Source organism: Nannocystis bainbridge, from assembly GCF_028368995.1.
Lineage (GTDB): Bacteria > Myxococcota_A > Polyangia > Nannocystales > Nannocystaceae > Nannocystis > Nannocystis bainbridge.
The window spans coordinates 863,580-876,186 of the sequence record NZ_JAQNDL010000001.1 but is presented as its reverse complement, the minus strand read 5'-3'; the positions used below and the strand labels follow the sequence as shown (position 1 = coordinate 876,186).

At 72.6% G+C, this 12,607-nt stretch carries 8 protein-coding genes; 7 read left to right on the top strand and 1 reads right to left on the bottom strand.

Features of this window, described 5'->3' with window-relative positions; translation table 11 throughout:
- The first annotated feature begins 88 nt into the window (after positions 1-88).
- From POL25_RS03460 to POL25_RS03430, 7 genes are all read left to right on the top strand, one after another.
- Complete coding sequence (locus POL25_RS03460; RefSeq protein ID WP_272084368.1) at positions 89-1,015, top strand: pyridoxal-phosphate dependent enzyme; 927 nt, start codon at positions 89-91, stop codon at positions 1,013-1,015.
- Positions 1,016-1,327: 312 nt separating this feature from the next.
- On the top strand, positions 1,328-2,569 hold the full coding sequence (locus tag POL25_RS03455) for a Mur ligase family protein (RefSeq protein ID WP_272084367.1): 1,242 nt from the start codon (positions 1,328-1,330) through the stop codon (positions 2,567-2,569).
- Positions 2,556-3,863 carry a C40 family peptidase gene (locus POL25_RS03450; protein ID WP_272084366.1) on the top strand — a complete coding sequence of 436 codons (1,308 nt, stop codon included), beginning with the start codon at positions 2,556-2,558 and terminating at the stop codon, positions 3,861-3,863. Before POL25_RS03455 ends, POL25_RS03450 begins: the two co-directional genes overlap by 14 nt.
- A gap of 653 nt (positions 3,864-4,516) precedes the next feature.
- Positions 4,517-5,983: a DUF7305 domain-containing protein gene (locus tag POL25_RS03445; protein ID WP_272084365.1), complete on the top strand. Its 1,467-nt coding sequence runs from the start codon at positions 4,517-4,519 to the stop codon at positions 5,981-5,983.
- A 371-nt stretch (positions 5,984-6,354) separates the two neighbouring features.
- The gene (locus tag POL25_RS03440; protein WP_272084364.1) at positions 6,355-8,937 is read left to right on the top strand and encodes a serine/threonine protein kinase; all 2,583 of its coding nucleotides are present in this window, start codon (positions 6,355-6,357) and stop codon (positions 8,935-8,937) included.
- 67 nt (positions 8,938-9,004) lie between these two features.
- Positions 9,005-10,507 carry a M20/M25/M40 family metallo-hydrolase gene (locus POL25_RS44120; protein WP_272084363.1) on the top strand — a complete coding sequence of 501 codons (1,503 nt, stop codon included), beginning with the start codon at positions 9,005-9,007 and terminating at the stop codon, positions 10,505-10,507.
- A 405-nt stretch (positions 10,508-10,912) separates the two neighbouring features.
- Entirely contained in the window at positions 10,913-11,707 is a 795-nt protein-coding gene (locus tag POL25_RS03430; protein ID WP_272084362.1) for a LytR/AlgR family response regulator transcription factor, read from the top strand.
- Positions 11,708-11,916: 209 nt separating this feature from the next.
- Here the strand turns inward: POL25_RS03430 and POL25_RS03425 are convergent, their stop codons facing one another.
- A complete protein-coding gene (locus POL25_RS03425; protein WP_272084361.1) occupies positions 11,917-12,258 on the bottom strand; it encodes a hypothetical protein in 342 nt (113 codons plus the stop codon).
- Between the last annotated feature and the right edge of the window lie 349 nt (positions 12,259-12,607).

Here is a 12,607-nt window from a genome sequence, read left to right as displayed (position 1 = left end):
GTCGGTGAGGCTCACGGGCCGCGGCGGCGGTCGCGGCTGAGAGCGCTGCAACTTGCCCGGTGTGCGCGCGCGGGTGTATGGCGGTCGCATGTCGCTGGCGCAGGTCACTCCTCTACTGCGCTCCGTGCCGCTCGGCGCGACGCTCGGCGACGCGGTGCTGTTGAAGATGGAGGCGCTGCAGCCGAGCGGGTCGTTCAAGCTGCGCGGGCTCGGTCGGCTGTGCGCGATCCGGGTGGCAGCCGGGGCGCGGCGGCTGGTGTGCGCGTCCGGCGGGAACGCGGGGCTGGCGGTGGCCTACGCCGGCCGTCGACTGGGCGCGGCGGTGCGGGTCGTGGTGCCAACGACGACCAGCGCGCGCTCGCACGAGCTGCTGCTGGCGGAGGGCGCCGAGGTGGTGGTGCGCGGCGACGACTGGCTCGCGGCCCATCAAGCGGCGCTCGCGGAGCTGCCGGAGGACGCGACCTACATCCATCCGTTCGACGATCCGGAGATCTGGACCGGTCACGCGGAGATCGTGGTCGAGGCCGCTGCGCAGGCGGAGCGCCCGGGCGCGGTGGTGGTCGCGGTCGGCGGAGCGGGCCTGCTGTGCGGCGTGCTGCAAGGGATGCACGCGGTCGGCTGGACCGATGTACCGGTGCTGGCGGTCGAGACGGAGGGGGCGGCTTCGTACGGCGCGGCGCTGGCCGCGGGCGCGCCGGTGATGCTCCCGGCGATCACCTCCCTGGCGACGACGCTCGGCGCCCGCGCGGTCGCGGCCGAGGCGGTGGCGTGGTCGCGCCGCCACGAGATCGTGCCGTGGACGGTCAGCGATCGCGCCGCGGTGCAGGCGTGCCTGCGCTTCCTCGACGATCACCGGGTGCTGGTCGAGCCGGCGTGCGGAGCTGGCCTTTCGGTCATCTACGATCGCGCGCCGCCGATCGTCGGCCGCGGGCCGGTGCTGGTGATCGTGTGCGGCGGAGCTGGGGTCAGCCTGGCGCTGCTGCGCCAGTGGGCCGAGAGCACCGGCGCGGGCTGAAGCTCGACGCGTCAGCGTGCGGCAGGCCGCGCTCGAGCAAAATGAACTGGCGCCGGCGGGTCGCTGGGTGAGCGCGGGCCGGTCACGACAACGACGAGGCGGCGCTGGCACGAACGGCGACCCCCTGCGAGCTCGCTGGCAGCAGCCACGGGCGCAGCGCCTGGCACGAACGGCGACCCCCTGCGGGCTCGCTGGCAGCAGCCACGGGCGCAGCGCCTGGCTCGAACGGCGACGCGCCCGCCTGCGGGGATCGAGCAAGGCCGGTCGTTCGCCGCGCCCGACCGCGCGCCGACCTGTGCGAAGCTCCGGCCCGTGAGCGATCCGAGGCCGGTGCCGGCAGCTGCCCCCTGGGCCGAGGACATGCGCACGTTCGGCGTGACCGGCACGAACGGCAAGACCTCGACGACGACGATGCTGGCCGCGATCGTGCGCGCGGCTGGCGAGCGCGTGTTCGCGGCGACGACCCTCGACTACTCGCTCGACGGGACGCCGCTGGCGGTCGAGCGCAGCTGGCCGGGGTTCCTCGCCGCGGCCGAGCAGTCGCGCGCCGCCGGGGCCCGCCACGCGGTGGTCGAGATCACCAGCCAGTCGCTGGCCCGCGGCTACGCCAGGCGCTGGCGGTTCGATCACGCGGTGTTCACCAACCTGTCGCCTGACCACTTCAAGAGCCACGGCTCGTGGGAGCACTACCTGGCCAGCAAGGCCCAGCTGTTCGTCCACACCTCGCCGGGCGGGGCGGCGATCCTCAACGCCCGCGACCCGGCGGCGCTGCTGCTCGACCAGGTCACGCCGGCCGACGTGCGTCGGGTGTGGTATGGGGTCATGTCCCGAGGGGCATGTCTCAAAGAGCATGACCTGGAGGCCATGTCCGTGAGGACATCCGCCGAAGGGACCGCGCTGACGCTGGCGCCGTCGCCTCTGGCGGAGGCGCTCGGCGGGGCGCTGCAGGTGGCGTACGTCGGCGAGGTGTTCGCCGAGAACGCGCTGGCGGCCGCGGCCGCGGCGCTGGCGGCCGGGTTGCCGGCGGCGGCGGTGCGCGCCGGGCTGGCGTCGTGTCCGGTGGTGCCGGGCCGCTTCGAGGTGATGAGCCGCGCGCCGGTGGTGGTGGTGGACTACGCGCACACGCCCGACGCGCTGGCACGGACGTGCGCGACGGCGCGAGCGCTGGCGGGCGCGGAGCGGGTGATCGTGGTGTTCGGCGCCGGCGGTGACACCGACGCCGGCAAGCGCGAGCCGATGGGCGAGGCGGTCGGCACCGCGGCCGACATCGCGGTGCTGACGACCGACAATCCGCGCCACGAAGATCCGCGGCAGATCGCGGCGCACCTGCGAGCGGGGCTGGAGCGCGGCGGTCGGGCGCGGATCGTCGAGGAGGCCGATCGCCTGCGGGCGATCGGGCTGGCGATCGAGCTGGCAGCGCCCGGTGACGTGGTGGTGATCGCCGGCAAGGGTCACGAGTCGGGACAGACGATCGGCGACGATACAGCGCCGTTCTCGGACCGCGCGACGGTGCAGCGGCTGCTCGGGCTGGAGGTCGACGGTGACGGGGCCTGAGGCGCGCGGCGAGGGGGCGGCCGCGGTGGACGGGGCGTGGGCCGGGCGAGAGTCGTGGGAGGTCGTCGTGCAGGCGGGGCGACTCACCGGGAGCGAGGGGTCGGCGTCGCTTGCGATGCTCGAGGCCCGGATCGCAGGGGCGCTGGCCGAGCGGCGGCGAGGGTTGGTGCGGCGGTTCGGCTGGGCCGGGCCAGGGTTGCGCTGCGCGTTCGAAGCGCGGCGGCGGACGCTGGTGGTCGAAGGCGAGGCGCTGAGTCAGAAGGCGCTGGCGGCGACGCTGGACGAGCTGCGCGCGGTGTTGCCTGCGCGGTGGGCCGTCGATGCGAGGGGGACGCAGATCGCGGCGCCGCGGGAGTGGCTCGCGCTGCCTCCGGGGGTGACGCGGCTGTGGCGGGCGCCGGTCGGAGTGGGGTTTTGCATGTCTCGAGAGACATGCGCTTCGGGACATGTCGTTCGAGATCTGCGATCGAGCACGTGGCGCGAAGAGAGCGCCCCTGGGCCTGCTCCCTTGAAGAAGAGGCGGGGCTCGCCGGATCATGACGCGAGGGACTTGATTGGGTCGGCGGTCGGTCTCACGCCCGAGGGGCTGCTCGAGGTTCAGCGGCCGTGGTCCGGGGCGGAGCCCGATCGGCGCGGAGCCGCGGCTGCTCGCGAATGGACGGACGCAGCGGGGCGGCGCGGTCACGAGTCATGGTGTCCCGAGGGACATGTCCGTGAGGACATCGAGCTCTGCACCGAGCTGCTGCCGGGCGACGGGCCGGTCGGGGTGCTCGCGGCGGTGGGCGGTTGGTTGCTCGTGCGCGCGAGCGACGGGACGATCGGCTGGACGCGGAAGCGGCTCGGGCTGCCGGTGGCCTCCCCGGCACTGGCAGTCGCACCGGCGCGCGCTGGGGCGGCCGCGTTGACGCGCGCGCTGCGGGGCTTCCGTGGGACGCCGTATCGGCTGGGCGGGACCACGTCGCTCGGGATCGACTGCTCGGGGCTGGTGCAGCGGGCGGTGCGGGCGGCGCTGGGCGTGGTGCTGCCGCGGCACTCGAGCGATCAGCTGGCGCTGGCGGCAGCGCCGGCGCGGGCGCTCGGCGAGCCCGGCGATCTGCTGTTCCTGTGGGGGGCCGGCGAATCGCCGTGCCACGTGGGCGTGGTGCTCCGCGGGCCACGACCGGGGACGCGCACGCTGCTCCACGCATCGTCGCGGCGCGGGCGGGTGATCGAGGAGCCGCTCGAGCTGGTGCTGCCGCGCGCGGCGCGGCTGCGGCACATGGAGCTCGAGCAGGTGCTGGCGCTGCGACCGTGACATTGCCGCGTTCGCCCCGTCCGCGAGGACCGCGGCTGTGAGGTTCAGGGGGTCGTAAGATCGTCTGAACAGACGATGCTTGAGTGGGCCACGGGATGGATCGCCCCGCGTCGGCAGCAACGAGGGCGGGCGGCGGGCCCATCGATGTCTCTCATGGCGATGTAGCGAGCGTGAATCGAGACATGTCGCATCATACATGTCCCGTGCGACATCCAAGGCTGCTGCGATGCGAGCCCCCTCGCACGGGTCCGCCGCGGTTGGAGCATCCGGGCCACCGTGCGCGACGCTTCGCCGGTCCTGCCGAGCCCGGCGACGGGCCTGAGAATGCGCATGAGCCCGCTGTTGCCGCGACCCACGCATTCGAGCGCCGGTCGATCCTCGCGCGAATGCGGCCCGGGCACATTCACCGCGAAGTGAGACACCGAGCCTCGGTCGCCGCTATGTAGACTCGAAGCCCGAACGACATAACGAAGATCTTGCCGGCATTCGTGCGGTTGTGACTGCTGACAAATTAATCCGCGGGAGGGGCTATTCTATGGAAGACGCGGACGTGATAGGGTGCCGCTATGGTTGCACGCAATGGTTGGAGTATGTTCTGTCTCGCGGCCACGCTCATGGCGTGCGGGGACAGCGGTGCCGGCGAATCGGCGACAGTGCCCGGTCCGGACACGACGGGCGGCCCCGGCGACACGACCCAGGGGGCGCCGACGACCGGCAACCCATCGACGATATCCGACACCGGCTCCGGCGGCGCCAGCGAGTCGGACGGCACCACCGATACCACCACGACCACCGGCCCCGCCACGACCACTACCGACACCGGCGATACCACCGACACCACCACCGGGACGGTGACCACGACCCCGGTCGACACCACCGGCGATACCACCACCCAGGCCGACACGGACACCGGTGATTCGACCACCGGCGAGCCCGAGTTCTGCGCCGGCGAGGGCGGCATCCTGCTCCCCGGCGACGGCGACAAGTGCTCCGGCGACCTCGGCAAGAACATTTTCACGTTCGCCCTGTGCTCCTGTACGAACTTCACGACCGCCGGCATCTTCACAGTCGACGCGTTCAACAGCGACGCCAACATGCCCCAGCCGCTCCACGGCGGCTCGGTCGGTATCAACGGCAACTATACGACCGTCGCGCTCGCCGACATCGGCGGCACCTTGTGGGTCGACGGCAAGGTCAGCACCGTGGCCGTGCACGAGGTCGGCGAGATCTTGCAGTGCGGCGGCGACGTCTCGGCCACCGTGCTCTCGCACGTCAACGACGATGCGTTCGTCGAGGGCAACATCGGCGGCCTGCTCCCGCTGATGACGATCGACGGCGACCTGCACCAGCCGGTCGGCAAGGTCAACGCCGGCGCCAACGTGCTCGGCCAGACCATCAAGGGCCCGGTCTCGGTCGATACCCCGTGCGACTGCAGCGACCCGATCGACATCGCCGGCATCGTCGACGGCTACGCGCAGGACAACGACAACGAGGCCGCCGGCATCGACGCCGACGAGCTCGCCGACGTGATCCTCCCCAAGGTGATCGAGCTGCCCTGCGGCGTCTACTACTTCAATGACATCGAGCACCTGCTGGCGCTCAAGATCAAGCTGACCGGCCGCACCGTCATCGCCGTCAAGGGCGACCTCACCAGCATCGGCCTGTTCGACATCGAGCTCGGCCCCGACGCCGAGCTCGACCTGTTCATCACCGGCAACGCTTCGTTCGCCGATCTCGCCACTCTCGGCGACACCGAGCGCCCCGCGGCGTTCCGCATGTACGTCGGCGGCGTGGTCTCGTTCGTCAGCCTGTTCACCTTCGGCGGCAACCTCTACCAGCCCAACGCGGTGTTCAACGCGGGCGGGCTCGCTAGCATCTGGGGCTCCCTGTTCGTCGGCGGCATCAACCTCGTCGGCGCCTTCGCCATCCACTACGACGAGGCCATCCTCGACATCGACGGCTGCGAACCGCCGGGCGGCTCGTGCTTCGACGGCGACGACTGCGGCAACCCGACCCCGAAGTGCAAACAGGGCGAGTGCGTCCCCTGCGAGACCAATGCGGACTGCGGCCCGCCGCTCACCTGCCAGCCCGGCGGCGTGTGCTACCCGCTGCCCGGCTGATCGATCGCCGACCGGACCGAAGTCATGCTCGCGCTTCGCAGCGGGGCCGTGCGTCCGCTCGCGGCGTGGTCGTCGGCCGCGCCGCGCGTGCGATGTTCGCTTCGCTCGCGCATGATTACGTCGTTCTTCGATTCGCCTGCTCGATCGCGTGGAAGCGACGTGGGGGCCTCGTGGACCACCCGTGGGGTCACTTCGCTCCAGCAAGCTCGTTGCGCCCCTGGAACGGCGCCTCGTGGCTCTCTTCGCGCGGCGCGGCGCGAGGCGTGACAAATGCGGCGGCTACATGTCGCAGTCTGTGACGCCGCGGCGCCGGAGCGCCTGGCGCAGATGTCACTTGCTGCGCCGCGAGCGGCGGCATAGCGTCCGCGCGCATGCCGAGCGACGAGCGCAGTCGGAGCCCGCACGCGCCGAAGTTTCGTCGGCTCGCGGCCGTCGGCCACGGCGGGATGGCCGACATCTACCTCGCGGCCGCGCGCGGGGTCGGCGGGGCGCTCAAGCTGCTCGTGCTCAAGGACCTGCGGCCGGCGCTGGTGCGCGACCCGGAGTACCGGGCGATGTTCCAGCGCGAGGCGAAGATCGCCACGCTGCTGTCGCACCCCAACGTGGTCCAGACCTACGAGGTCGGCAGCGAGGACGGGCGGCCGTTCATCGCCATGGAGTACCTCGAGGGCCAGGCGCTGCACCGGATCCTCCGCCGCGTGCACCAGCCGCCGCCGCTGCCGCCCGGGCTGCCGCTGGCGATGCACCTGCGGATCCTCGCCGAGCTGCTGGCCGGGCTCCACTACGTCCACGAGCTGCGCGACTACGAGGGCCGGCCGCTCGGGCTGGTGCACCGCGACGTGTCGCCGCACAACGTGATCGTCACCTACGACGGGCAGATCAAGCTGGTCGATTTCGGCATCGCTCGGCTCGCGGGCGACGGCGACACCGAGGTCGGGACGTTCAAGGGCAAGGCGGCTTATTCGTCGCCGGAGCAGGTGTGCGGCGAGCAGGTCGATCGCCGCAGCGACCTGTTCTCGGTCGGCGTGATGCTGTGGGAGGCGCTGGCGCAGCAGCGGCTGTGGGGCGGGCTCGACGAGCTGACGATCGCGCGCCGGCTCGAAGAGGGCGACATCCCGCCGCTGCCCGCCGAGTCCGCGGCGACGCCGGCGCTGCGCTCGCTGGTGGCCTCGGCGCTGGCGATCGATCCATCGGCGCGCCCGGCCTCGGCCGAGCTGTTCCGCGAGGCGCTCGAGCTGCACCTCGGCAAGAGCGCCCCGTCGCCGCGCGCGATCGGCAGCGCGCTCGGGGACATCTTCGCCGCCGATCGGGCCAGCCTGCGCGGGCTGGTCGAGGCGCAGATCCGGCGCGCGCGCCAGGCCCACGACGACCTGCCGGTACTCGACCTGTCCGACCCGGCGACGCTCGTGGAGCCCGGGCCCGGCGACCTCGCGCACCCCGACGAGCCGACCCGCCGCGACGCCCCGCGCGCCGCCGAGGCCCCGGCCGAGTCGAGCCCGGCGCGCCCGAGCGGGCCGCACGACGCCACCTGGTCGGTGGTGGCGCCGGTGGTGCGGCGGCCGCTGCAGGTGCCGCGCTGGTTGCCGGTCGGGCTCGGGGCGGCGGCGTTGGCTGTCTCTTTGGCCATGTTCTTCAAGGCAGGTCCGGAGGAGCATGTCGATTCGGACATGTCCGCAGAGCCAGCCGTGGTGGAGCCGTGCGCGCGGGCCGACAAGCCGGTGGTGGAGCTGTCGGGGGAGATCGAGCACGCGGCCCGGCTGACCTGCGACAAGGTGTACCGGCTGCGCTTCGTGACGTTCGTGCGCCCGGGGGCGACGCTGACGATCGATCCGGGGACGACGATCGTCGGCGACCGCGACACCCGCGGGACGCTGGTGGTCCAGCCGGGCGCGAAGCTGGTGGCCGAGGGCACGCGCGAGCGGCCGATCGTGTTCACCAGCGAGGCGCGGCCGGGCGAGCGCAAGGCGGGGGACTGGGGCGGGCTTATCATCCTCGGCAAGGCGCCGACCAACCTGCGCGACGCCGAGGGGCGCGCGACGGTCGGGCGGGTCGAGGGCATCGCCGACGGCGGCGAGTACGGCGGAGAGGACCCGGAGGACAGCTCGGGGTCGCTGCGGTTCGTGCGGGTCGAGTACAGCGGGACCGAGCTCGGGCCCAACAACGAGATCAACGGGGTCACGTTCGCCGGGGTCGGCCGCGGGACGCAGGTCGATCACGTGCAGGTGCGCCACACCGCCGACGATTGCTTCGAGTTCTTCGGCGGGACCGTCGACGCCAAACACCTGATCTGCCAGGACCCGGGCGACGACGGGTTCGACTGGGACCTCGGCTACACCGGCCGGCTGCAGTTCCTGCTGCTGCGCGACGGGGCCGAGGCGCTCGACACCACGGCCGGGCTCGAGGGCGACAACGACCCCGGCGGGTCGCTCAACACGCCGCGCTCGGCCCCGACGATCTTCAACGCGACGCTGTGCGGCCGCGGCCACGGAGCCGAGCACGAGCACTACGGGATGTTGCTGCGCCGCGGCACGGCGGCGACGGTCGGCAACGCGGTGGTGGTCGGCTTCGAGGCGCCGCTCGACGTGCGTGACCGCGACACCGCCGTCGACCTGCGCGGCGGGCTGTGGCTGGCGCGCAACTTCGCCGCGCCGCTGGCCCACGCCGAGGTTCCGGGCGGCGAGCTGGCGCTGGCAGACGACGACTTCGGCCTCGACGAGGCGGCGCTGTTGACCCGCGCCGGCGCCCGTGTGGCAGATCCGGATCTCCCTGGCTGCGCCGACCCGGCCGGCCCCAATCGCTACAAGCCGCGGGCCCCGCTGACCGCCGGCGCGGCCGCGCCGCCGGACGACGGGTTCTTCGCCGCCGAGGCCCGGTTCGCGGGCGCCTTCCGTGACGAAGCCGACGCGTGGGACGCCGGCTGGGCCGTGTGGGCCGATGCGCCGGAAGATGTCTGAAAAGACATTGCTCTCGGGACAGCTTCGGGCCTTGCGGGTCCGCGCTCGGGTACAGTAGAGGATGCGGGTGCGCCTCGCGTCCTGCCTGCTCCTCGCCGCTGCCGTGTCCGCCTGCCCGGCCCCGAAGTCGAGCGAGACGGCGCCGCCGATGATCCGCGGCGAGTCGATGCCGGTCGGGGGGATGCCGCCGGGCTCGCACGCGGGCGCGGGGCCGGTGTTCGGCGGCGACAAGCCGTCGCTGCCGTCGGCGACGGCGGTCAGCGCGACGACGCCGCGGGTCGACGAGCTGCCGCCGGTGTTCGTCGACGCGGCCGAGCGGCTGACCGCGGCGGCGCTGGGCCGCACGCGCGCGTGGGAGCTGCTGGCTGTCCTTTCGGACACGTTCGGTCACCGCCTGAGCGGGTCGCGTTCGCTCGAGAAGGCGATCGACTGGACGATCGCGCAGATGAAGCGCGACGGGCTCGACAATCCGCGGCGCGAGAAGGTGATGGTGCCGCACTGGGTCCGCGGGGCCGAGCGGGCGCGGGTGGTGGCGCCGATCGAGCGCGACCTGGTGATCCTCGGGCTCGGCGGGACGGTCGGCGGCAAGGTCCGCGGCGAGGTCGCGGTGGTCGAGTCGCTGGCCGAGATCGTGACCCGCGGGGCCGAGCTGCGCGACAAGATCGTGGTGGTGAACCAGGCGATGCCGCGCTTCGACCACGCGCGCAACGAGACGCACTACGGCGATACGGTGCGGATCCGCGGCAGCGGGGCGACGGAGGCGGCCAAGGTCGGGGCCAGGGCGGTGCTGGTCCGCTCGGTCACCGCCAACAGCCTGCGGAGCCCGCACACCGGGGCGCTGCGCTACGAGGACGGGGTCAAGAAGATCCCGGCGGCCGCGCTCACGCTCGAGGACGCGGAGCTGCTGGCCCGCCTGGCCCGCCGCGGCAAGACCACGGTCGAGCTGTCGCTCGGGGCCAAGACGTTGCCCGACAGCGTCAGCGGCAACGCGATCGCCGAGCTGCGCGGGCGCGAGCTGCCCGACGAGATCGTGGTGATCGGCGGGCACATCGACTCGTGGGACGTGGGCGACGGCAGCACCGACGACGGCGGCGGCTGCATGATGGCGATCGAGGCGGCGGCGCTGCTCAAGGAGCTGGGGCTGGTGCCGCGACGGACGATCCGGGTGGTGCTGTTCACCAACGAGGAGAACGGCCTGCGCGGGGCCAAGGCGTACCACGCGGCCCACGGCAAGGAGAAGCACGTGGCGGCGATCGAGGCCGACACCGGCTCGGGGGCGCCGCGAGGGTTCGGCATCAGCGGCACGCCGGAGCAGGTCGCGGCGCTGCAGCGGTTCGCGCCGCTGTTCGACGGGCTCGGGGCCAGCGTGCTCGAGGCGGGCGGAGGCGGGGCCGACATCTCGCCGCTGACGAAGGACGGGGTGTTGAGCCTCGGGCTCCACCCGGACGTCAGCGCGTACTTCGACCTGCACCACAGCCCGGCGGATACCTTCGACAAGATCGATCCGGACCACCTCGAGCGCAACGCGGCCGCGATGGCGCTGATGGCCTTCGTGCTGGCCGAGCGCTGAGCGCTCGCGGGGCCGAGAGGGCGCCCGCGCGAGGGCGCGGCATGGCGGCCAATTCGATGGGACCCGCGCGGATGCGCGGCGGTTTCATTTAAAATTAGCGGGCCGCTCGCTGCGCCTTCACGTCGCTTCGCTGCAACCACTCGGGCCGCGGTCAGGTCGTAAGGGCCGAGGTCTCGCGCATGGAGCATCGCCCCGATTCGGCCGCGCCGTCACACGGCTCCCCTGCGAGGGGGATGGCCGCGCGTGGCTGCCATGCGGGCCGATCGCTACCGTGGCTCCATCTCGCCGCGGCCGCCCGAGTTTCACGCCTCTATTCAGCCGAGCATCGATTCGAGCTCACGGCAGCGCGTGGCTGCGGAGCCGCGGTGTCGCTGCAGATCCCCCCAGCCTTCGAGGAGCCGATGTATGTTGGAGCGTAACCCTACAATTAAGACCCTGATCATCGACGACGAACCCCTGGCCCGCGAGGGCATCCGCTTGCTGCTCGGTCGGGACGCCGACATCGAGGTCATCGGCGAGGTCGCCTCCGGGCGCGAGGCGGCCAGCCGGATCGAGGCGCTGCGGCCCGACCTGGTGGTCCTCGACGTGCAGATGCCGGAATGTTCCGGGTTCCAGGTGCTGGCCTCGCTGCCGCCGGCGAGCGTGCCCGGGGTGGTGTTCGTGACCGCGTTCGACCGCTACGCGGTGCAGGCGCTCGAGGTCCACGGGCTCGACTACCTGCTGAAGCCGTTCGACGACGAGCGCTTCGTCGAGGTGCTGCGGCGGGCCAAGGCCCAGCTGCAGGGGGCGGAGCTCGAGGGCTTGCGGCGCCGGCTGGCGGCGCTGCTGGCCGATGTCGGCGAGCCGCGCGGGCCGGTGCCGGTGGTGGCGCAGCCTGCCGATCGCCTGGCGATCAAGGACGGCAGCCGGGTGGTGCTCCTGCGCGCCGACGAGATCGACTGGATCGAGGCGGCCGACTACTACGTGCAGATCCACGCCGGGCCCAAGAGCTACCTGCACCGCGAGACGATGCAGAGCCTGGAGCGCCGGCTCGACCCGTCGCAGTTCGTCCGGATCCACCGCTCGGCGATCGTCAACCGCCGGCGGATCCGCGAGCTCCGCAGCGGCGGCCGGCGCGAGGCGGTGGTGGTGCTCGAGGGCGGCGCGACGCTGAAGGTCGCCCGCAGCCAGCGCGACAAGATCGCTTCGCTGCGGGCCTGAGCGAGCTGCGCGAAACGACATGCCCGTGAGGGCATGTGCGAAGGGGCATGTCCTGATGGGCATGTCTCTTCGCGCATTTCTTTTAAAAGGGGGGCTCCGGGCGGGGGATGGGGCGCGCTTCGTGATGCTCGGACGGACGCGCGGGGCAGGTGACCGGCGGGCGTCACAGTCAGGCGCGTTCGGGCGGCCTCGTGCGGGGGCGTGGCGGTTCAGGCGGGTTCGGGGGGCTCGCCGTGGGTAGCGAGCCGGCAATCCTCGGTGACCGGGTCGTAGCATTGCTCGCCGCACGGCTTCTGCGAACCGGCGCACTCGACCTTGCCGGTGCTGCAGCGCTGATAGAACGGGTCATAACATTGGCCGCCGCAGGCCCGCTGCGCGGCGCGGCAGACCAGGGCGCCCGGCTGGCAGCTCTCGGTGAAGGGGTCGTAGCATTCGTCGCCGCACGGCCGCTGGGCGCCGTGGCAGGCCTTGCGAGGGCTCGCGCCGGCGACCCCGCCGAGGGCGAGGCCGGCGCCGAGAGCCACAGCGAGCGCGAGGGTGAATCGTCGCATGCCCAGGAGTTGGGCGGTGAATGAGGGGCCGCCAGTCAAGAGGCGATCAATTGCGGGGAGGAGGGGGCTGCGGGGTCGGGTCGGGCGGTGTCGGGCGACCTCGCGGAGGGGCGTGTATGCGCGCACTCGCAACGTGCGGGGGCGTCGACAGCCGCCCGGCTGGGGCGATCGGGCAGGCGTGTGATCGACGAAGGAATGGACGGAGACGTATGGAATTTGAGATGTCTTGAGAGACATGTCGATGCATAGGCCGGGCGCACGCGAGAGCCGCGGATCCGGGCTGCTGCGGGGTTGACGTGGGGAGGGTGCGCGGCGTCGACGTGGGCCCGGAAGTGCTGCGGGGCCCGAG

Excerpts from the sequence above, each read along its gene's own strand:
- POL25_RS03460 (WP_272084368.1), top strand. The coding sequence starts at position 89 with ATGTCGCTGGCGCAGGTCACTCCTCTACTGCGCTCCGTGCCGCTCGGC.
- POL25_RS03440 (WP_272084364.1), top strand. The coding sequence starts at position 6,355 with ATGCCGAGCGACGAGCGCAGTCGGAGCCCGCACGCGCCGAAGTTTCGT.
- POL25_RS03430 (WP_272084362.1), top strand. The coding sequence starts at position 10,913 with ATGTTGGAGCGTAACCCTACAATTAAGACCCTGATCATCGACGACGAA.
- POL25_RS03425 (WP_272084361.1), bottom strand. The coding sequence starts at position 12,258 with ATGCGACGATTCACCCTCGCGCTCGCTGTGGCTCTCGGCGCCGGCCTC.